17 protein-coding genes are annotated in these 19,540 nt (G+C 68.9%); 12 read left to right on the top strand and 5 right to left on the bottom strand.

Annotation, left to right across the window (positions count from 1 at the left end):
* Positions 1-14: 14 nt before the first annotated feature.
* Positions 15-1,997 (bottom strand): glycoside hydrolase family 15 protein, encoded by a 1,983-nt coding sequence (locus GVY39_RS23170; RefSeq protein ID WP_159928157.1) that lies wholly within the window; start codon positions 1,995-1,997, stop codon positions 15-17.
* A gap of 111 nt (positions 1,998-2,108) precedes the next feature.
* On the opposite strand from GVY39_RS23170, the gene GVY39_RS23165 reads away from it, so the two are divergent.
* From GVY39_RS23165 to GVY39_RS23130, 9 genes are all read left to right on the top strand, one after another.
* Positions 2,109-2,387, top strand: a complete 279-nt coding sequence (locus GVY39_RS23165) for a hypothetical protein (protein ID WP_159928159.1) — start codon at positions 2,109-2,111, stop codon at positions 2,385-2,387.
* A 306-nt stretch (positions 2,388-2,693) separates the two neighbouring features.
* Positions 2,694-2,783: an Ms4533A family Cys-rich leader peptide gene (locus tag GVY39_RS35325; protein ID WP_321210233.1), complete on the top strand. Its 90-nt coding sequence runs from the start codon at positions 2,694-2,696 to the stop codon at positions 2,781-2,783.
* A 200-nt stretch (positions 2,784-2,983) separates the two neighbouring features.
* Positions 2,984-4,030 (top strand): sulfate ABC transporter substrate-binding protein, encoded by a 1,047-nt coding sequence (locus tag GVY39_RS23160; protein ID WP_159928161.1) that lies wholly within the window; start codon positions 2,984-2,986, stop codon positions 4,028-4,030.
* Positions 4,031-4,069: 39 nt separating this feature from the next.
* Entirely contained in the window at positions 4,070-4,960 is an 891-nt protein-coding gene (cysT, locus tag GVY39_RS23155; protein ID WP_223517659.1) for a sulfate ABC transporter permease subunit CysT, read from the top strand.
* Positions 4,957-5,763, top strand: a complete 807-nt coding sequence (gene cysW, locus GVY39_RS23150; protein ID WP_159928163.1) for a sulfate ABC transporter permease subunit CysW — start codon at positions 4,957-4,959, stop codon at positions 5,761-5,763. The genes cysT and cysW overlap by 4 nt, the downstream gene beginning before the upstream one ends.
* On the top strand, positions 5,760-6,755 hold the full coding sequence (locus tag GVY39_RS23145; protein ID WP_159928165.1) for a sulfate/molybdate ABC transporter ATP-binding protein: 996 nt from the start codon (positions 5,760-5,762) through the stop codon (positions 6,753-6,755). The genes cysW and GVY39_RS23145 overlap by 4 nt, the downstream gene beginning before the upstream one ends.
* Before the next feature lie 591 nt (positions 6,756-7,346).
* The gene (locus tag GVY39_RS23140) at positions 7,347-8,447 is read left to right on the top strand and encodes an Hsp70 family protein (RefSeq protein WP_236565625.1); all 1,101 of its coding nucleotides are present in this window, start codon (positions 7,347-7,349) and stop codon (positions 8,445-8,447) included.
* Positions 8,448-8,599: 152 nt separating this feature from the next.
* Positions 8,600-9,616, top strand: coding sequence for a diiron oxygenase (locus GVY39_RS23135; RefSeq protein WP_370523817.1), 1,017 nt, complete (start codon positions 8,600-8,602; stop codon positions 9,614-9,616).
* Between the two features lie 6 nt (positions 9,617-9,622).
* Positions 9,623-11,209, top strand: coding sequence for an FAD-dependent oxidoreductase (locus GVY39_RS23130; RefSeq protein WP_159928169.1), 1,587 nt, complete (start codon positions 9,623-9,625; stop codon positions 11,207-11,209).
* A gap of 22 nt (positions 11,210-11,231) precedes the next feature.
* Here the strand turns inward: GVY39_RS23130 and GVY39_RS23125 are convergent, their stop codons facing one another.
* Positions 11,232-11,993, bottom strand: a complete 762-nt coding sequence (locus GVY39_RS23125) for an SDR family NAD(P)-dependent oxidoreductase (RefSeq protein ID WP_159928171.1) — start codon at positions 11,991-11,993, stop codon at positions 11,232-11,234.
* A gap of 511 nt (positions 11,994-12,504) precedes the next feature.
* Between GVY39_RS23125 and GVY39_RS23120 the strand changes: the two genes are divergently transcribed.
* The gene (locus GVY39_RS23120) at positions 12,505-14,661 is read left to right on the top strand and encodes an Hsp70 family protein (RefSeq protein ID WP_159928173.1); all 2,157 of its coding nucleotides are present in this window, start codon (positions 12,505-12,507) and stop codon (positions 14,659-14,661) included.
* Between the two features lie 97 nt (positions 14,662-14,758).
* Positions 14,759-15,553: an HAD family hydrolase gene (locus GVY39_RS23115; protein ID WP_159928175.1), complete on the top strand. Its 795-nt coding sequence runs from the start codon at positions 14,759-14,761 to the stop codon at positions 15,551-15,553.
* 209 nt (positions 15,554-15,762) lie between these two features.
* Here GVY39_RS23115 and GVY39_RS23110 read toward each other — a convergent pair whose 3' ends face one another.
* Positions 15,763-16,173 (bottom strand): VOC family protein, encoded by a 411-nt coding sequence (locus GVY39_RS23110; RefSeq protein WP_159928177.1) that lies wholly within the window; start codon positions 16,171-16,173, stop codon positions 15,763-15,765.
* A 94-nt stretch (positions 16,174-16,267) separates the two neighbouring features.
* On the opposite strand from GVY39_RS23110, the gene GVY39_RS23105 reads away from it, so the two are divergent.
* Positions 16,268-17,230, top strand: coding sequence for a YafY family protein (locus tag GVY39_RS23105; protein WP_159928179.1), 963 nt, complete (start codon positions 16,268-16,270; stop codon positions 17,228-17,230).
* Positions 17,231-17,303: 73 nt separating this feature from the next.
* Here the strand turns inward: GVY39_RS23105 and GVY39_RS23100 are convergent, their stop codons facing one another.
* A complete protein-coding gene (locus tag GVY39_RS23100) occupies positions 17,304-17,987 on the bottom strand; it encodes an SGNH/GDSL hydrolase family protein (protein ID WP_159928181.1) in 684 nt (227 codons plus the stop codon).
* Positions 17,988-17,995: 8 nt separating this feature from the next.
* Positions 17,996-19,408 carry an MFS transporter gene (locus GVY39_RS23095; protein ID WP_159928183.1) on the bottom strand — a complete coding sequence of 471 codons (1,413 nt, stop codon included), beginning with the start codon at positions 19,406-19,408 and terminating at the stop codon, positions 17,996-17,998.
* Positions 19,409-19,540 lie beyond the last annotated feature (132 nt).

The raw sequence follows: 19,540 nt of genomic DNA, 5'->3' as shown, positions 1-19,540 counted from the left end.
TTGCCGCGGCCGGGTCAGACCGGATGGCCCTGTGGCGTGTGCGCGGGCTGGAACCGGCCCGCGTGCCCGGAACCCTCGGCGCGGATCACGTGGGTCACGGCGTTGATCAGCGCCAGGTGGGTGAACGCTTGGGGGAAATTGCCGAGGTGGCGGCCACTGCGCGGATCGATCTCCTCGGCGTACAGCCGCAGCGGGCTGGCGAAGCCGAGCAGTCGCTCGCACAGGTGCCGCGCCCGCTGGATCTCACCGATCTCCACCAGCGCGGAGACCAGCCAGAACGAGCAGATCGTGAACGCGCCTTCCTCACCGCTCAAACCGTCGTCGGTGGTCTCGGTCCGATACCGCAGCACCAAGCCGTTCTCGGTGAGGCGGTCGGCGATCGCCAGCACGGTCGAGCGCACCCGGTCGTCCTCGGGCGGCAGGAAGCGGGTGAGCACCACCAGCAGCAGTGAGGCGTCCAGCGTGTCGCCACCGTAGACCTGGGTGAACACTCCTTCGGAGTTGACGCCGTTGGCCAGGACGTCGGCCTTGATCTCCTCCGCGATGGCGTACCACTCTCCGGCGTGCTCGTACTGACCGTGCAGTTCGGCGAGTTTCGCGCCGCGGTCCAGCGCCACCCAGCACATCACCTTGGACGAGGTGAAGTGCTGCGGCTCGCCGCGCACCTCCCAGATGCCCCGGTCGGGCTCCTGCCAATGCTCGATGGCGGCGTGCACCTGGCGGACCAGCAGCGGCCACAAGGTCTCCGGCACCTGCTGGCGCGACTTCACGTGCAGGTACACCGCGTCGAGCATGGTGCCCCAGATGTCGTGCTGGTCCTGGTTGTAGGCGTTGTTGCCGATGCGCACCGGCCGCGAGTGGTCGTAGCCGCCCAAATGGTCAAGGCTGAGTTCGTCGAGTTGCCGTTCGCCGCCGATGCCGTAGAGCACCTGCAGCGGAACGCGCTCGCCGTTCTCGCCGGTGGTCGCGTCGTTGAGGAAGGCGAAGAAGTCGTCGGCCTCCCGGTCCAGGCCGAGCGTGTACAGACCCCACAGCGCGAAACTGGAATCCCGCACCCAGGTGTAGCGATAGTCCCAGTTCCGTTCGCCGCGAGGCGTTTCCGGCAGGGAGGTGGTCGGCGCCGCCATCAGGGCGCCGGTCGGCGCGTAGGTGAGTCCCTTGAGGGTGAGCGCGCTGCGCTGCAGGTAATTGCGCCACGGGTGGTCGGGGAACTTGCCGAGCGTGATCCACTGGCGCCAGCATTCGGTGGTCTGCCACATCTTGCTCGCGGCCTCCTCGAAGGTGCGCGGCGCGGGCAGTTCCGACCAGGTGAGCGCGACGAAGACCTCGTCGCCCTCCTTCATCCTGGTGCGGGCGCGCGCCTCCCGCCCTTCGAGACCGAGGCGCAGATCCGTGGTGAGCACCAGCGTCGGGCCCGCGCTCGGATCGTCGCTGCGCACCGCGGTCGCCTCCTCGTACACCTTGCCGGTGTACTCCCAGCGGGCCGTGGCCCGGTGGTAGTCGAACGCGGGCTCGCAGCTCATCTCCAGCTCCACGGTGCCGTTCACGCATTTCACCGTGCGCAGCAGCAGGTGCTCGGCATCCCAGTCCATCGGGGTGCGCCGATGGGTCTTGCTGCGCTGATCGTTGTTGTGCCAGCTCCCGAGCACCAGCGCGTCACGCACGATGAGCCAGCCGGAGCCGGTCTGCCAGGTGGTCTCCAAGATCATTCCGCCGGGCAGGTAGCGGCGGGCGGCGGGCACGTTGACGCCGTACGGTCCGATCCGGAAGTGGCCGGCGCTGCGATCCAGTATCGCCCCGAAGACACTCGGTGAATCAGGTCGCGGCACACACATCCATTCCACCGCGCCGTTGCTGGCGATCAGGCAACTGGTCTCGCAGTCCGACAGGAAGGCGTAGTCGTCGATCGGCGGGTAGGCGCCGTTGCGGTGCGGCTCGGACAAGCTCGTCGGCAGGCCGTCGGAGTCGTTGAGGGTGAGGTCATCGGTGGACGCCATACCCCATCTTCGGGCCGATGCGCGCTCCGCGTCCACCGCTCGGTTCGCCGAGTCCGCCGCCGTGGCCGACGGTCGCGGCGGACCGGCCGGCGAACCCACTAGGCTGGAGCCGTGCATCGCATCGCAGGATGGTGGGACGGCTTCGAGCTGTGGGTCGCGGGACTGCCGTTCATTCCGCAGTTCCTCGTGGTCCTCGTGGGCATGGTCCCGATCAGCTTCGCCATCGCCTACGGGCTCGATCGCGTGCTGCGCGCGGTACTGCGCATGCTGGATCGCCGGTATGCCGCCCACGCGGCACCGGTGCGGCCCGCCCCGGCAGGCGCGGCGGTGATGCTCGAATCCGAGCAGGTCGCCGAGGACCGCACACCCGTGCAGAGCGGGGCGCGCTGATGCCTCGTTCGCGGGTTCAGCTCGCCCTCGTCGCTCTGCTGGTGCTTCTCGTGGTCGCCTGGTTGATCACACGCTGACGGGTAACGTTCGCGGCAGTCGCCGGACGTGTGCCGCACCACGTCTCCCCTGGCGAACGACCGCGAGGTAACCAGGGCGATGCGGTCGGCGCAGTGCTCCCAGGCGCAGGTACCGACCCCCGGGAGCCGGACGCGTACGCCATCCGGAGCGGTGGTCATGGGATGAAACACCCCTCATGCTGGCACTCTTCGATTCGAACGCGGCCGTTCGCTCTGCTACAGTTTGCCCGTGTCTTCGAGCGCCGTCCCGCAGGTCCGCCATGAATTGGCGTTGATTGCTGTCGGTGATCTCGCGGTCGCGGACGTCTACTGTCGCTGATCGGCGACCGGGCACGTCCGCGTCTCGTTTTCCCAGTGGACTGGCGCGCTTTGTGCAGATGTGCCCCACCTTCGGCCCTCACGGGCCGCTAGCCGCGCCACTGCCGGATCGCTTTCCGGCAGGTCTACTGACAACACCATTTGTCGCCGCCACCGATGTTTTACCGGACAACTGGCGGTCCGCAAGAAAGGTCCACCCCGATGGCTCGCAAATCCTGGCTTTCGCCGCGTCGACGCTACAGCGCCGTTGCCTTCGCCGCACTCGCGGCGGTCGCGCTAACCGCGTGCGGCGGCGGAGCGAGCGACACGGTCGGGGGCGGCGACTCCGACGGCAGCGGCGGCACCCTCAACCTCTACGCCTATGCCGTGCCGAAGCCCGGCTTCGACAAGGTGGTCCCCGAGTTCAACAAGACCGAGCAGGGTAAGGGCGTCCAGATCCAGCAGTCCTACGGCGCCTCCGGCGACCAGTCCCGCAAGGTGAAGGACGGCGCGGAGGCCGACGTCGTCAACTTCTCGGTCGAGCCGGACATCACCCGCCTGGTCGACGCGGGCCTGGTGGACGCGAGCTGGAACGCCGACGCCACCAAAGGGATCCCGTTCGGATCGGTGGTCGCCATCGTCGTGCGCAAGGGCAACCCGAAGGGCATCAAGGATTGGGATGACCTGCTGAAGCCGGGCATCGAGGTGGTCACCCCGAACCCCTTCAGCTCCGGTTCGGCGAAGTGGAACCTGCTCGCGCCGTACGCGGCCAAGAGCGACGGCGGCAAGAACCCGCAGGCGGGCCTGGACTACCTGAGCAAGCTGGTATCCAAGGAGCACGTGAAGGTGCAGCCCAAGTCCGGCCGCGAGGCGACCGAGACCTTCCTGCAGGGCACCGGTGACGTCCTGCTGAGCTACGAGAACGAGGCGATCTTCGCCGAGCGCAACGGCGATCCGATCGAGCACATCGTCCCGCCGGTCACGTTCAAGATCGAGAACCCGGTCGCGGTGCTGAAGAACAGCAAGAACCAGCAGAAGGCCGTCGCCTTCCGCGACTTCCTGTTCACCCCCGAGGGCCAGAAGGCCTGGGCCGAGGCGGGTTTCCGTCCGGTCGACCCGAAGGTCGCCGCCGACTACGCCAAGGACTTCCCGAAGCCGCAGCAGCTGTGGACGATCGCCGACCTCGGCGGCTGGAAGACCGTGGACAAGGATCTGTTCACCGCGAACACCGGCTCGGTCGCGGTGATCTATGACAACGCGACCAAGTGACCGGGTGACCCCCGTTACACGGGATACTGGACGACTGTGATGAAGAGCAGTAGCGCCGAGACCGCGCGGGCAGCCGGTCCCGGCGTCTCCGCCGCCGCGCGCCCGGACCGCCGTTTCACCTGGTCCTGGCTGCGCGTGACCGGCTCGGTCGGCCCGCTCGGCATCGCCACCGCGGTGTTGTGGCTGAGCATCATCGTGCTGCTGCCGCTGGCGGCGCTCACCGTGACCAGCTTCGAGGACGGGTGGTCCGGCTTCGCCGACGCCGTCACCGCGCCCGCCGCGCTGGACTCGCTGCGCATCACCGTGCTGGTCTCGGTCGTGGTGGCGCTGATCAACGTGGTGATGGGCACCCTGATCGCCTGGGTGCTGGTCCGCGACGAGTTCCCGGGCAAAAGTGTGGTCAACGCGCTGATCGACCTGCCGTTCGCGCTGCCGACCATCGTCGCCAGCATCGTGCTGCTCTCGCTGTACGGCCCGCAGAGCCCGATCGACATCCACCTCAACGCCACCCAGCCCGGCCTGGTGGTAGCGCTGGCGTTCGTCACGCTGCCATTCGTGGTGCGCTCGGTGCAGCCGGTCCTGATCGAGGCCGACCGCGAGGTCGAGCAGGCCGCCCTGTCGCTGGGTGCGAACAACTGGACGACCTTCCGCACCATCGTGTTACCCGCGCTGACGCCCGCGATCATCAGCGGTGGCGGCTTGGCCTTCGCCCGCGCGATCGGTGAGTACGGTTCGGTGGTGCTGATCGGCGGCGCGATTCCGCGCAAGACCGAGATGGCCTCCCAGTACATCCAGAAGCAGATCGAGATCGACCGGCCGGTGAACGCGGCGGCCGTGTCGGTCGCGCTGCTGGCCATCTCGTTCGCGACGCTGCTGGTCCTGCGGCTGCTCGCCGAGCGAAGTGCGCGCAAGGAACAGGCGGCCCGATGAACCTGTCTCCCTCCACCCGCATCTCGTTGCGGACCGTGGCGCTCGGCTACCTGTTCGTGCTGCTGGTCCTGCCGCTGGTCATCATCCTGTGGCGCACCTTCGAGCGGGGCGCCGGCGCGTTCGTCGACTCGATCACCACGCCCGCGGCGATCTCGGCGTTTCAGCTGTCCATCCTGATCGTGGCGATCGTCGTACCGGTGAACGTGATCTTCGGCATCGTGACGGCGCTCGCGCTGGTCCGCGGAAAATTCCCGGGCCGCAATCTGGTCCAGGGCATCGTCGATCTGCCGTTCGCGGTCTCGCCCGTGGTGGTCGGCGTCTCGCTGATCCTGCTGTGGGGCGCGGGCGGATGGTTCGGCGGCTTGGAAGAGGTGGGCTTCAAAGTCATCTTCAACCTGCCGGGCATGGTGATCGCCACCATCTTCGTCACACTGCCGTTCGTGGTGCGCGAGGTCGAGCCGGTGCTGCACGAGATCGGCGACGACCAGGAGCAGGCCGCGGCCACCCTGGGTGCGTCCAAATGGCAGACGTTCTGGCGGATCACGCTTCCCGCGATCCGGTGGGGTCTGACCTATGGCGTGGTGCTCACCGTGGCCCGCGCGCTCGGCGAGTTCGGCGCCGTGATCATGGTGTCCTCCGCGCTGCCGGGCAAGTCACAGACCCTGACGCTGCTGGTGCACGGCCGCTACATCAACGACCACAACACCTTCGGCGCCTACTCCGCCGCGACCTTGCTGATGGGCATCGCCCTCGTCACCCTTCTGCTGATGACCCTCCTCGAACGTAAGCGGGACGCAAAGTGATCACCGTGACCAACGCGAACAAGAACTACGGCACGTTCGCGGCCCTCGACGACGTCACCATCGACATCCCCTCCGGCGAGCTCACCGCGCTGCTCGGGCCTTCGGGCTCGGGCAAGTCGACGCTGCTGCGCTCGATCGCCGGACTGGAATCGCTGGACTCCGGTGTGGTCACCATCGCCGGACGCGATGTCACCCGGGTGCCGCCGCAGAAGCGCGACATCGGCTTCGTGTTCCAGCACTACGCGGCGTTCAAGCACATGACCGTGCGCGACAACGTGGCCTTCGGCTTGAAGATCCGCAAGCGGCCCAAGAGCGAGATCAGCAAGCGCGTCGACGAATTGCTCGGCATCGTGGGACTGGACGGTTTCCAGCACCGCTATCCGGCGCAGTTGTCGGGTGGCCAGCGCCAGCGCATGGCGCTGGCCCGCGCGCTCGCCGTCGATCCTCAGGTGCTGTTGCTGGACGAGCCGTTCGGGGCGTTGGACGCCAAGGTTCGTGCCGACCTGCGCACCTGGCTGCGCCGGCTGCACGAGGAGGTCCATGTGACCACCGTGCTGGTCACCCACGACCAAGAGGAGGCTCTCGACGTCGCCGACCGGATCGCTGTGATGAACAAGGGGCGCATCGAGCAGATCGGCACACCGGAGGACGTGTACGACCGTCCCGCCAACGACTTCGTCATGTCGTTCCTCGGCGCGGTGGCCCGGCTCAACGGACATCTGGTCAGGCCGCACGACATTCGCGTCGGCCGCGATCCCAGCATGGCGCTCGCCGAGCACGAGGGCACCGCGGACTCCGCTGGTGTCACCAGGGCGACGGTCGAGCGCGTCGTCCATCTCGGTTTCGAGGTGCGTGTGGAATTGCGCAACGCCGCGACCGGTGACCTGTTCTCCGCGCAGGTCACTCGTGGCGACGCGGAAGCGCTGCGGCTTTCCGACGGTGAGACGGTCTACGTTCGCGCCACCCGGATCCCGGAACTGCCCACGCACTAGCCGGTCGAGGAACTCGGCAGTATCCCGGGCGGCGCGGGGAAATGTGGCGCTGACAAGTTGCTGAACTTCGGACATTTCGCTGGTGGCGCTCGCTCGGCGGATGCGTAGGCGGGTGCAGAGCGAGACGGCGAAAGGCCGTCTCGGGCGGCGGGGTGCGATGGCGTTCATGCCGTGCCGGTGCCGGTGCCGGTGCCACCGCCGGAGCCGGTCCGGCAGTCGATTCGCTCGCGTAGTTAATCGCCCGCACTGCGAGGTGTTAATTCGCCCAGCGGCATCTCCCCACGTGGAGTGGTATCGCTGGCCGAGGAACGAGGCGGCGGCCGAAAACCGGCAAACTTCTACCGGGCATGGTCGATCCTGGCGTGTCGCAAGGAAATCCGACTGGACGGCATGTGTAGTGCTGGTGTGCCAGGTGAGCGCGTCGCCGATCGCGGAAACGGTGCGGCCGCGCACAGGCGGCTTGCGGACAACTGGTTGTCCGGTCTTGGCACGAAGATCGCGGAGTGGTTGCCTGGACAACGTTCGAAGCAAATCGGCACGGCGATCGGGTGGATTGCGATGGCGGTTGGTCTCGGGTTGAGCATCGGTACGGTGAACACGGTTTCCGTTCTGGCGGAGGAAGGTTCGGCCAAGGCTCCGCCGGGGCGCCGCAAATCGCAGCGCGCGCAGACCATCACGCGGCCGACCACGCTGACCTTCGACAGCACCGGCGTAGCCAGGGTCGGCATGATTCCCCGGCACGGTCGCGCGGTCACCGAATTCGCCGACCTGACGCAACGTTCCAGCACGTGGGCGCGGGTGGGCAACCGTGCGCTCGCGCCGGCGGACCTGGTCGCCACGGTGGCCAAATGCCTGGTCGCCGAGGTGCAGCAAGATCGTCCAGTCGACGGCGCGGGGCTGGGCATCGCGCTGACCTATCCCGCCCGCTATGCCGACGAACAGGTGGACGCGCTGCGTGCTGCGCTCGACGGTGTCGAGCTACAGCGGGTCGCGCTGGTCGCCGAGCCCGTCGCGGCGGCGGCCTGGCTGGAGGCCGACCGCGGCCCGCTGATGCCGGGTCTCACGCTGGTCTACGATCTCGGCGGCGCCGGGCTCGACGTCACCTTGGTCCGGGTGGGCGCGGGGTGCCCGCACAATCCGATCGTCGGCGTGCCGCTGCGATCGACGGAATTCGGTGGACGCGCGTTCGGCGCATTGATCGCCGAGCACGCCGGAGCGGGCCTGTCTTCGGTCTCGGAGTCGGTCGCCGACACGATCGCCGGGCAGTTGCGCGCGCGTCATGTCCGGGCGTCGCTCGAACTCGTCTATCGCTGTCTGCGGGTGGCGGACGTCACCATGGCCGACGTCGACTGCGTCCTGGTCGTCGGCGGCGCCGCGCGACCGGCGGAGGTGGCCGAGGTCCTCGCCGAGGAGTTGGCCAGGCCGGTGATCATCGCCGCGGACCCCGAGCGGACCACGGCCGACGGCGCCGCGATCATCGGCCGGAGGGCGGCGGTCGCGGCCGAGGTGGCGGCCGAGCAGCGCCGCGTCAGGCGTCGCCGGGCCCGTCGCCGAGCCACCACCCGCGCCCTCGTGCTGTCGCGCCGGACCAGGCGGCGGCTGGGTCGGGCGGTTGTCGTCACGGGTGTGTCGGCGGTCTTCGGTTTCGGCACCTCGATCTTGGCGGCCGGTGACGGGGTGCTGGTGAGTTAGGCACCCGATACGTCCGCGATGGAACAGGGCCGTCCGGCGGTGCGCGTGATGAGGGCGCGCATCGCCGGGCGGCCCTAGCAACTGCTGGGTTGACGTGACTCTCCGTTGGTGTAACTATGGGATACAGTTAACGGTTCCATCGAGGAGAGGCAGTGACGACGATGTCCGCAGCCGTGACACCCGCAGTCGATCCCGATCTGGAGAAGGCGCAGGAGTATGCCGCGAAGCTGCTGCTGCTCTCCGAGGGATCGGTCAACAAACACTTCGACCCGTTCGAGGACATCGACTGGGATAATCCCGACTTCGCCGCCGACGCCGGTGAGGAGCGCTGGATCCTGCCCGTGTCCGCCGACACCGTGGCGCGCCATCCCTGGTACCAAGCGCTCTCGAACGAGGAGAAGATCGCCGTCGGCAAGTACCGGCAGGCGAACATCGCCAAGGTCGGCCTGCAGTTCGAGTCGATCTTGATCAGCGGCATGGTCATCCACAACTTCGGCCTGCCGAACGGTTCGCCGGAGTTCCGCTACTGCTCCCACGAGATGATCGAGGAGCACAACCACACCCTGATGTTCCAGGAGATGGTCAACCGGATCGGGCTGGATGTGCCCGGCATGGGCCCCCTGGTCAGCAAGTTCAAGTACCTGGGCGCGCCCGTGGCGGCCTGGTTCCCGAACCTGTTCTTCATGGCCGTGCTGGCCGGTGAGGAGCCGATCGACCACATCCAGAAGCAGATCCTGCGCTCCGGCGAAGACGTGCATCCGATCATGCGCGGGGTGATGGCCATTCACGTCGCCGAAGAGGCGCGGCACATCTCCTTCGCGCACGAGTTCCTGAAGAACCATGTGCCGCACGCGAAGCCCGCGCAGAAGTTCATCCTCTCGCTGGCCATGCCGATCGTCATGTGGATCCTCGGTCGCGCGATCGTCACCCCGCCGCGGTCGTTCTTCACCGAGTTCGACATTCCGGACAAGGTGCGCAAGGAGCTGTTCTACGGCTCGAAGGAGGCCAAGCAGGTCTTCAGCGACTACTTCTGTGACGTACGCGCCTTGGCCAAGGACATCGGGCTGATGAACCCGGTCGCCAAGGCGGTCTGGAAGGCGCTGGGGATCGACGGTCCCAGCACCCGGTACCGGTCGGAACCGCTGCGCGCCGCGAGCAAGGTCGCCTGAGCCGGTATGCCGTACGTCGTCACCCAATCCTGCTGTAGCGACGCGTCCTGCGTGTACGCCTGCCCGGTCAACTGCATCCATCCCACGCCCGACGAGCCGGACTTCCGGACGGCGGAGATGCTGTACGTCGACCCGAAGGCGTGCGTGGACTGTGGCGCATGCGCCACCGCGTGCCCGGTCGACGCCATCGTGTCAGCGAAGAAGCTGACTGCGGAGCAGAAGCCGTTCATCGAGATCAACGCCGATTTCTACCGGCAGTCCCGGCCGCGTCCCCTGCTGGCGCGACCGGTGCCAGCGGCGCGGATCCATACCGAGCGCACGCCGCTGCGGGTGGCGATCGTGGGGTCGGGGCCGTCGGCGATGTACGCCGCGGACGAACTGCTGACCCAACCCGAGGTGTCGGTGACCGTGTTCGACCGGCTGCCGGTGCCCTACGGTCTGGCCAGGCACGGTGTCGCACCGGACCACGACAAGACGCGCAAGGTCGGCGAGCTGTTCGACGTCATCTCGACGCAGCCGGGGTTCGGTTCATACCTGAACGTCGATATCGGCGCGCACATCTCACACGCCGAGTTGCTCGACCATTTCCACGCCGTGATCTACGCGGTCGGCGCGTCCTCGGATCGCAAGCTCGGCATCCCGGGTGAGGGCCTGGCGGGCACTGTGTCGGCCACCGATTTCGTCGCCTGGTACAACGGTCATCCCGATCACGTGGACCGTTCCTTCGACCTTTCCGCTCGGCGGGCCGTGATCGTCGGCAACGGCAATGTCGCGCTCGACGTCGCGCGCGTCCTCACCAGCGACCCCGCGACGCTGGCAGGCACCGATATCGCGCCGTCCGCGTTGCGGGCATTGCGGGAGAGCGAGATCGAGGAAGTGGTCGTGCTCGGTCGGCGCGGCCCGCTCGAATCGGCTTTCACCGTGCCGGAATTCGTCGGCCTGCTCGGATGCGATGTGGACATCGTGGTCGAGGGCGAGCTGCCCGAGCTCGGTGCGGAACTGCCCTTCCACGTCGAGCAGAAGCTGCGGCTGCTGCACAGCGTGCGCACCCGGCCGGTCGGCGAGCGCAAGCACGTCGTGTTCCGCTATCTCGCCGCGCCCACCGAGATCCTCGGGACCGATCGGGTGACCGGCCTCGAGATCGGCCGCACCGAACTGGTGACCGATCCCGATGGCCGCGTTCGCGCCGTCGCGACGGGGGAGACCGAGCGCCTCGACGCGGGCTTGGTGCTCACCTCGGTCGGCTACCGCGGCGTCGCGGTGCCGGGTCTGCCGTTCGACGAGCAGGCCGCGGTGATCCCGAACGAGCACGGCCGCGTGCTGGAGCGCGCGGGCGCGGCGGTGGTCACCGGCACCTACGTGACCGGCTGGATCAAGCGCGGGCCCACCGGTTTCATCGGCACCAACAAATCGTGTGCCCAGGAGACGGTGCGGCAGCTGGCCGCGGACTTCAACGCGGGCCGCCTGCCCGAACCCGCCGGTACCGCCGCGGAGTTCGACCGGCTGGTGCGGCTGCGTCAGCCCGCGGTCCGTGCCGGGGGAGCTGTGGAAGCTCGCCCCGGCCGGGTCCGCCGCTTGCTGGCCCGCGCCTGACCGACCCCCGCGGGGCCGGAGGTCACCGCGCGGTGAAACCACCGTCGATGGCCAGCGCGGCGCCGGTGACGAAACTCGCTTCGGCGCTGAGCAGGTAGGCGCAGAACGAGGCGATCTCCTCCGGCGCCGCGATGCGGCCTATCGGGTGCAGGGCGGCGATGGCGGCCTCGCCTTCCGGCGTCGCGCCCATCGAGTTCCGGAAAGCCGGGGTGTCGACTGCTCCCGACACCAATGCGTTGACCCGCACGCCTTGATCGGCGGCTTCGAGCGCCACGGCGCGGGTCAAGCCGACCACCCCGTGTTTGGCGGCCACGTACGGCGCCACCGAGCCCATGCCGACCACCCCGAGATTCGACGCGTTGTTCAGGATCGCGCCGCCGCCGGAGGCCGCCAGCGCGGGAACCTGCTGCCGCAGGCCGTAGAACACGCTGGTGAGATTGAGCTCCAGATCGGCGCGCCAGCCGACTTCGTCGATCTGCGCGACCGGACCGAAGGCGTTCACCGCGCCCGCGTTGTTGAATGCCGCGTCGAGGCGGCCGAATTCCGACAGCGCGGCGTCGGTCAGCCGGGCGAGGTCCTGTTCGACTGTGACATCGGTCGGCACGAACAGCGCCCGGCCGCCTGCCGCGCGGATGTCGGCGGCCACCTGCTCGCCCGCCTCCTTGCCACGGGCGCCCAGCACGACCGCGGCGCCTTCGCTCGCGACCCGCAGCGCCACCGCCTTGCCCACGCCCGAAGTCGCGCCGGTGATCAGTACGACCTGCTGCGCGAATCGTGTTGCCATCGTTCGATTTCCCTCTCTGCTCGCTGTGGCGATCTCACCTTCGTGGTGGGAGCCGCTGCCCAGTCAAGCCGGACGCCAACAGCGGCGCTGGCAGAAATCGGACGTCTAGTTGACGTGTCAATGGATTGTCGACGAGGTTGACGCGCGGCAATCCCGCAGTAAGAGCAATGAACTGGTTACCGACTGGTCGGTGTCTATCGCATGGTGGGGTTCGGTGCCCCTTAAACCGTCTTTCGGTTGGATCATCCCACCGTTATCGAGATCGCTGCACGGTAGCGGAATCGCTGGAACGGCAGTCATATCGACGGCGTCGAGTGGGCTGGACGCCTGAGTTGCCTGGTATTTACCTGGCATTTCGGGCGATGATGGCTCTCGGGGAAACATTCCATATCAATTGTGCATCTCCGAGGACTCGAAACAGCTAACCTGTGGTGGCTGTTTGGAAGACGACCGCGGCCACAGGGGAACGCCATGTGATGGACGTGGTCACGGTGCGTTGACGGGATAGCGAATGACTACAGGTCTGGGTTTCAGCATCGGTGCGGTGAACTCCGTGACGGCTTCGGTCACCGCGGAACTGCCACGGCCGGCGGCGCGGTCTCGGCGCACCGCGGTGACCTTCGACAGCGCCGGTGGACTGCGCCTCGGCGGGATCGCGCAATTCAGCATGGCGGTCACGGATTTCGCCGACCTGGGCCGCGACCCGGAAGCGGTGGTCGTCGGCGGCCGCATATGGTCACCGGCGAATCTCGTCGCCGCGGTCGTCAACGAGCTGCGGGCGGTGGAGCCGGGTGCGTCCGAAGCGGGCGTCGTGACCACCTACCCCGCGATGTATTCCGACAAGCAGGTCGCGCTGCTGCGACAGGCGCTGGACCTATCCGGGGCGGGCGACGTGCTCCTGGTGCCAGAGCCCGTCGCGGCCGCGGAATGGCTGGAACACCAGCAGGGTCCGCTCGAGACCAGCTTCGTCCTGGTCTACGACCTCGGCGGCACCAGCCTCGACGTGAGCATCGTGCGCGTCGGCCCGGACTGGGACAACCATCCGATGATCGGAAAGCCGGTGCGCTCCTACGACTTCGGCGGGCGTCCGCTGGGGTCGATGATCGCGCGGTACGCCCCCGACGTGCCTGCCGAATCCGCGGGACTGTCGATGACGTCCATCGTCGACATCGACGGACTGCGTGTCGCGCACGTGCAGGACTCGCTCCAATTGGTCCGTGAATGTGTGCGGGAGGCGGGCATCACGCTCTCCGACATCGGCCGGATCCTGCTGGTGGGCGGGGCCGCACGCCCCGCCGAAGTCGCCAGGACGCTCGCCGAACTCGGTCGGCCCGTGGTGATCTCGGCCGACCCCGGACAGACGGTCGCCGCGGGCGCCGCCCTCATGGCGGCCCGCACCATGGCGCTCGGCGCGTCGGACGGCCGGTCCAGCGCGCCTCGCGTGGCGGTGTTCTCCAGCGCCGCGGTGGTATCGGCGGTCGCGATGTCGGCGGTCACGGTCTTCGGCGGACCGACGGTTCCCGAGCTGTCGCCGATGCTCGAGCGTCTTCCGGAACTCGGGATGCCGGGGGACAGTCTGCTGGTCGACGTCGGGAGCGAGCGCCTCGCCGAGGCTTGGTCCCGGATGGCCGCGCCGACCGCGTGGAACTCGAGCCGGGCGCTGCCGTCGTTGCTGTCGCAGCAGCCCTCCGCCTACACGCGATTCATCACGCCGGCTCCCCGCAGCGCCGGCCATGGTCCTTCGCTGGCCGAGTCGCAGCTCGGCACACATCGTGCCCCGTGGAAGTGCTGCGCCCCGAACGGCTTGCGCTACCGGGGATACGGTGATCCGGCCTACTTCGTGAATCCGCTTCCGTTCGCCCCGGTCGTCAGTCCCGTACCCGGGGACATCGCGCAACCGCCTGCTCCCGGGCAGCCCCCGGCTGCCGGGCAACCGCCTGTCCCCGGGCAGCCTCCGGCTGCCGGTCAGCCGGGTGTGCCGGGGCAGACGCCCGGAGCGGGTCTGCCGCCTGCCTCGGGGCAGATCCCGGGTCCAGGCACCGTGACGCCGCCCGTGGGATCACCGGGCTCGACTGCTCCCGCACCGCAGAATGGTTCGGCACCGGCGGCGTCCGGCGGGACGACTGCGGGAAGTTCGGTGGGCGGCGCATCCACCGGAACATCCGGCACGCAGGGTTCCGGCACGGGCGCCCGTGGTGACTCCTCCGCGACGAGTTCGTCAGGTATTTCATCGTCCGCAGGCGGGTCGACCGGTGAGTCCTCCGGCGACTCCGATGCGACAGCATCCGGCGGAACTGCTTCCGGGGGCCACTCCGCAGGTGAGGACGCATCGACCGGCGCGCACGGATCGTCCGGCGACTCGTCGTCGGGGGGGTCGTCCTCGGGCGGATCGGCCGGGAATTCCGCGACGCACAATTCGTCCTCGGGCGGGTCCACCGGTCCCGCGAACGGTTCGTCACAAGCCGGATCGGCTGGTGGATCCTCGACAGGCGGATCCGCGTCGGGCGGACGTCCGGGTGGAGCGTCGTCCGCGGGTGGTCGTCCGGGCGGGAACTCCTCGGGCGCTTCGTCATCCGGCGGTTCGTCGAGCCGTTCGGGCTCGGTCGGGGGATCATCGACAGGCGGATCGTCGGCCGGTGGCGCGGGAGGCGGAGCCCGCGGTCGGTAGCGGTGATGTGCACGACGACGAAATGGTCCTCGCGCGTGCGGATCTCGACGCATCGGATTTGCTGACGGGCGGCCCGGAGCCCAGGCACAATAGGTTGATGGCATCCGGGGGCCCCCAGCTGATAGCGCTGGACGTGGACGGGACGCTGCTGGACACGGGGACACCGATCAGTGCGCGCGTCGTGGCGGCGGTGCGCGCGGCCGTAGCGGCGGGCGCACACGTCGTGGTGACCACCGGCCGCACGGTGCTGACCACACGTTCGGTGCTCACCGAACTCGGTCTGCGCGAAGGGCATGCGTTGTGCTCGAACGGTGCCGTGCACATCGACGTGGCACGGGGCGAGCCGGTCGCGATCCAGGCGTTCGATCCCGCGCCCGCGATCACCGCGTTGCGCGCGCTCTTCCCGGCGATGATCTTCGCCGTGGAGAAGGTCGGCATCGGTACCTGGGCCACCGGGGCCGGCCCGGGTGAATACTCTCTCGGGGAGTACCTGCTCGTCGACCACCACGTGCTGTGCAGCGAACCCACCCCGCGACTGAACGGTTGGTTGCCGGACGGTTCGCTCGAGGAGATGCTGCGCGCGCTGCGCTCCTTGCGCGTGCCGGGTGCGAGCTGGGTGCACGGCGAGTTCGGGCCGTGGCTCACCGTTTCCCGGCAGGGGGTCTCCAAGGGATGGGCGCTGGAACAGCTGCGCATCGCCCTCGGTGTCCCGGACGAGGCGACGCTGGCCATCGGTGACGGCTACAACGACCGGGAAATGCTGCGCTGGGCAGCCCATTCGGTCGCGATGGCCAACGCGCCCTCGGATGTTCGCGATCTCGCCGACGAAGTGACCGGCCACGTTCTGGACGACGGCGTCGCCACCGTGCTGGAGCGCTGGTTCCGTTCCTGACCCGCTGATCGAGTCCGAGATACCGTTGGCGCGCCCGCACCCCGCACACCTCGTGCGGCCGCTGTCGTCCCGCCGCTTCGGGCCCGTGCCGGTAGCGAGAGAATCCGCCGCCGGGGTGCGGCACCGTGCCTCGTGAGCTGGTACTCGACGGTCCGCCCGGCGTGACGAGACGACCCCGGTCGTCGCCGCCACGCCGTCACCGTCGTGATCTACGCCGGACCGGTCTTGCCGAGGACCTCGAGGTAGTGCGGATTCGACATGAGGCCGAGGACGTTGCCGAACGGGTCGACCACCGCGGCGGTGACGAAACTCCCGTCGTTCCCGCGTGGGGTGATCGGGTCGTAGACGGTCGCGCCGAGTTCCAGCAGCCGGTCGAACGTCGCCTGCAAGTCGTCGACGTGCCAGTTGACGATCGCGCCGCCGGGTGCGTTCCGGGCGCCCTCCGGGGCGTAGGCGCGGTTCACGATGCCGAATTCGTGCTGGTAGTCGCCGATGCGGAACTCGTAGTAGCCGTTGGGGACGTGGTAGTACGGCTCGACGCCGAAGAACTCGGTATACCAGTCCTTGGCGGCCTCGAGGTCGTCGGCGTAAAAGGTGCTCGTCGCCATTCCGCGCAGCATGGTGATTCTCCTTCGGTGTGGTTCTTGTGTGTAGAACCATCATCCGATTCAAAGTGCGCACCGAATGAGCACTTTTACCGGCAGAATTAGGCACATGCGAGCGGACAGGTTGGTGGCGATCCTGCTGATGATGCAGAACCGAGGCCGCGTGACGGCCGCGCAGGTGGCGGCGGAACTCGAGACCTCGGTCGCGACCGCGCGCCGGGACCTGGAAGCGCTCTCCGCCGCCGGGGTGCCGGTGTATCCGCAGCCGGGGCGGGGCGGCGGATGGTCGCTGGTGGGAGGTGCGCGCACGGATCTGAGCGGTCTGACGGCGGGGGAGGCGCGGGCGTTGTTCCTTCTGGCCGGTCCCTCCGCGGGGGCGGTGCCGGAGGCCAAGTCCGCGCTGCGCAAACTGGTCCGCGCGCTACCACAGACGTTCCGGGGCGACGCGCAGGCGGCTGCCGACGCCGTGGTGATCGACCCGGCGCGCTGGGGTGCGACCGACCGCGAGCTGCCGCCGGTGGTGGCGCTGCTGCAACGGGCGGTCGTGCAGCGCAACAAGGTCCGGCTGCGCTATGCGAACCGGACCGGCGAGCGGTCCGAGCGCATCGTCGACCCGTGGGGCCTGGCCGACAAGGACGCCGTCTGGTATTTGATCGCCGGAACCGAGCGGGGGCAGCGGACGTTCCGCGTGGACCGGATCTCCGAAGCCTCCCTCACCGACGAACCGGCCCATCGCCCGGACGATTTCGATCTCCCCACCGCTTGGGCGCAGGTGGTCGAGGAGATGGAGCAGCGGCGCGCGACCACCGCCGCCACGGTGTTGATCTCCGAACGCCTCTTGCCCGTCCTGCGTGACCAGCAGGGTAGGAACTGCGTGGTGGACGGCCCGGTCGCCGACGGACGCGTTCAGGTCCGCGTCACCGCCCCGACCGCCTGGATGCTCGCCCAGCAGTTGGCCGGCTGGGGCGCCTCGATCGAGGTCCTCGGTCCTCCCGAGGTCCGGGAAGAACTCGCCCGCCTCGGCGCCGAACTACTCGACCGCTACGCGAAGGACGGGCGGCCCGGCATGTGACGACCCTGCTCGCGCGACCGCTGCTCGGAACGTGGTGGGGCAGTCGGCCACTGCCTCCACCCGTCCATCCGGGTCAGCGCGGCGCCAGAACGTGACCGGCCAACATGCGCACCATGTCCGAGGCGAGGACGGCGTGCCCGCTCATGCTGAAGTGGATGAGGTCGGCGCTCATCAGATCCTCGCGCAGCCGCAGCGGGTGATCCCAGAGTTCGAGCAGCAGCGCGTCGTAGCGGGCGGCCAGCTCGCGGACCAGATCGTTGAGCGCGGCCATCCGATCGCGCATCGGGCGCATGGGGGCCATGCGCTCGACTTCCCAGACGTCGGCCAGGGTGAAGGTGACGACCTGGGCCCCGGTGCGGGCCAGTGTGCCGAACAGCGTGTCCAGGTTCGTCCGCAGCTGGGTGAGATCGCCGCCTGCCAGGAACAAATCGTTGCCTCCGCAGGTGAGGTGGACGAGGTCGGGCCGGAACTCGAGCACGGCGGGCAACTGTTCGGCCAGGACCTGGTCGGAGGTGGCGCCGATCCGGCCGGTATTCAGGTAGGCCAGACCTGGGCGAGCCTCGGCGAGCACGGCTGCGACGCGGTCGGCCCAGCCTCTGGGTTCGTATCCCGGGCTCGGGTCGCCGACGCCCTGCGCGATGGAGTCGCCGAGCACCGCGTAGCGCTGCCACGGTGCGTCGGCGAGCAGGCGTCGCTGCTCGGCGAGGGGCAGCAGCAGTGGATCATTGGCTTCGGTGCGAATGTCGTTGTCGCTCATGGAATTTCCTAGTTGTCGGTGGACGGGGACGGAGTGCTCGTCGGGAGGGCCGCCAGGCAGGCGGCCACGGCCGCGATGCCGGCGCACACGGCGAAGAGAATGTGGAACGCGCCGAGCGAATCGTCCGGATGAGCGGCGAACACGGCCGCGAGCACCGCCACGCCGAGTGCGCCGCCCACTTGCCGCGCCGTCAGATTCATGCCGGTTCCGGCGGCGAACTGCTGCGGCGGAAGGGAACTCGCGGCCGCGGTGCCGAGCACGGTGACCGCGAAGCCGATGCCGCCACCGCCGAGCACGCCGGCCGGAACCCACGCCGACCACAGGGCTGGAGTGGAACCGAAGGTGTCCGTGCTCATCCACACGGCGCACGCGACGAACATCGAGGCGCCGAGCACGCCGAGCCATCGCCTGGCTGTGAGCGAGCCGACTCGGCCGGCGACCGTCGCCGTCACCATCGAAGCCACCGCCCCGATGGTCATCGCCCCCGCGGAGCCGAGCACCGAGTAGCCCCAGATCGCGTCGAGGAACAGCGGTCCCGACAGCAGCCAGGCGAACATGGCGGCCCCGAAGACGAACGAGGTCGCGTTGGCCAGCGCGTACGACTTGCTGCGCCAGAGCTCCACCGCGATCGCGGGATGGTGGTGGCGGGCCGAACGTGCGAGGGCGGCGAGGACCAGGAGCCCACCGCCGATCAGCGCGGTCAGGGTCCCCGCCGAGGTCCAGCCCCAGCGTTGCCCTTCGGTGACGCCCGCGACCAGGCCGCCCAGGCCGGCCGCCACCGCGACGGTGCCGACCGGATCCGGCAGCGCGCCCCCCGAGGGGCGGCTGGTCGGTGCCGGGATGCGCGTCGCCGCCGCGATGAGCAGGACGGCCACCGGCACGTTGATCACGAAGATCGCTCGCCAGTCGAACCCTTCGACCAGCGCGCCGCCCAGCGCGGGCCCGACCACCGCGGCGAACCCGCCGGCGGCCGACCATGCTCCGATGGCCGCGCCGATCCTCTCCCGCGGGGTTGCGGCGAGCACCAAGCCGAGGGCGGACGGCACCATCAGCGCAGCCGTGGCGCCTTGCAGGACCCGGCCCACGATGAGCCAGCCCGCCGTCGGCGCGAGCCCGCACAGCAGGGAGGTGGCCGCGAAACCGGCGAGCGCCCCGAGGAAGAGCTTGCGGCGGCCGAGCGCGTCGGCGAAACGTCCGGCCGGAGTGAGCAGGGCGGCGAAAGCGACCGCGTATCCGCTGACGACCCAGGTGAGCGTGGTGGTGGCCGTGCCGGGGTAGTCCCGGGCGATCGAGGGGAAGGCGATGTTGACGACCGAGAGGTCGAGAAAAGCGATGAATGCCGCGCCGCACGCGATCAGCAAGATGCGGGTAGCCGCGGTCGCGGTCGGCGGGCTGTCGAGCCGCACGGACGCGTCGGTCATGGAAGTCCCTAAGTTTGTGGGTGTCTGGGGTTGGTGCCCTGGATGCCCAGGGCGGTGGGGTGTAGCTGATGGTTGGTTGCTGTTGTTGTGGCTGCGAAGGAATGGCTGCCCCACCGTGCTGGACGCTCCGGC

The organism is Nocardia sp. CY15 (assembly GCF_009829295.1).
GTDB classification, from domain to species: Bacteria; Actinomycetota; Actinomycetes; order Mycobacteriales; family Mycobacteriaceae; genus Nocardia; species Nocardia sputi.
Note: the sequence above shows the minus strand (reverse complement) of the source record. Positions and strands in the feature narration are given on the sequence as shown.

Excerpts from the sequence above, each read along its gene's own strand:
- GVY39_RS23170 (WP_159928157.1), bottom strand. The coding sequence starts at position 1,997 with ATGGCGTCCACCGATGACCTCACCCTCAACGACTCCGACGGCCTGCCG.
- GVY39_RS23160 (WP_159928161.1), top strand. The coding sequence starts at position 2,984 with ATGGCTCGCAAATCCTGGCTTTCGCCGCGTCGACGCTACAGCGCCGTT.
- cysT (WP_223517659.1), top strand. The coding sequence starts at position 4,070 with ATGAAGAGCAGTAGCGCCGAGACCGCGCGGGCAGCCGGTCCCGGCGTC.
- cysW (WP_159928163.1), top strand. The coding sequence starts at position 4,957 with ATGAACCTGTCTCCCTCCACCCGCATCTCGTTGCGGACCGTGGCGCTC.
- GVY39_RS23130 (WP_159928169.1), top strand. The coding sequence starts at position 9,623 with ATGCCGTACGTCGTCACCCAATCCTGCTGTAGCGACGCGTCCTGCGTG.
- GVY39_RS23125 (WP_159928171.1), bottom strand. The coding sequence starts at position 11,993 with ATGGCAACACGATTCGCGCAGCAGGTCGTACTGATCACCGGCGCGACT.
- GVY39_RS23120 (WP_159928173.1), top strand. The coding sequence starts at position 12,505 with ATGACTACAGGTCTGGGTTTCAGCATCGGTGCGGTGAACTCCGTGACG.
- GVY39_RS23115 (WP_159928175.1), top strand. The coding sequence starts at position 14,759 with ATGGCATCCGGGGGCCCCCAGCTGATAGCGCTGGACGTGGACGGGACG.
- GVY39_RS23110 (WP_159928177.1), bottom strand. The coding sequence starts at position 16,173 with ATGCTGCGCGGAATGGCGACGAGCACCTTTTACGCCGACGACCTCGAG.
- GVY39_RS23105 (WP_159928179.1), top strand. The coding sequence starts at position 16,268 with ATGCGAGCGGACAGGTTGGTGGCGATCCTGCTGATGATGCAGAACCGA.
- GVY39_RS23100 (WP_159928181.1), bottom strand. The coding sequence starts at position 17,987 with ATGAGCGACAACGACATTCGCACCGAAGCCAATGATCCACTGCTGCTG.
- GVY39_RS23095 (WP_159928183.1), bottom strand. The coding sequence starts at position 19,408 with ATGACCGACGCGTCCGTGCGGCTCGACAGCCCGCCGACCGCGACCGCG.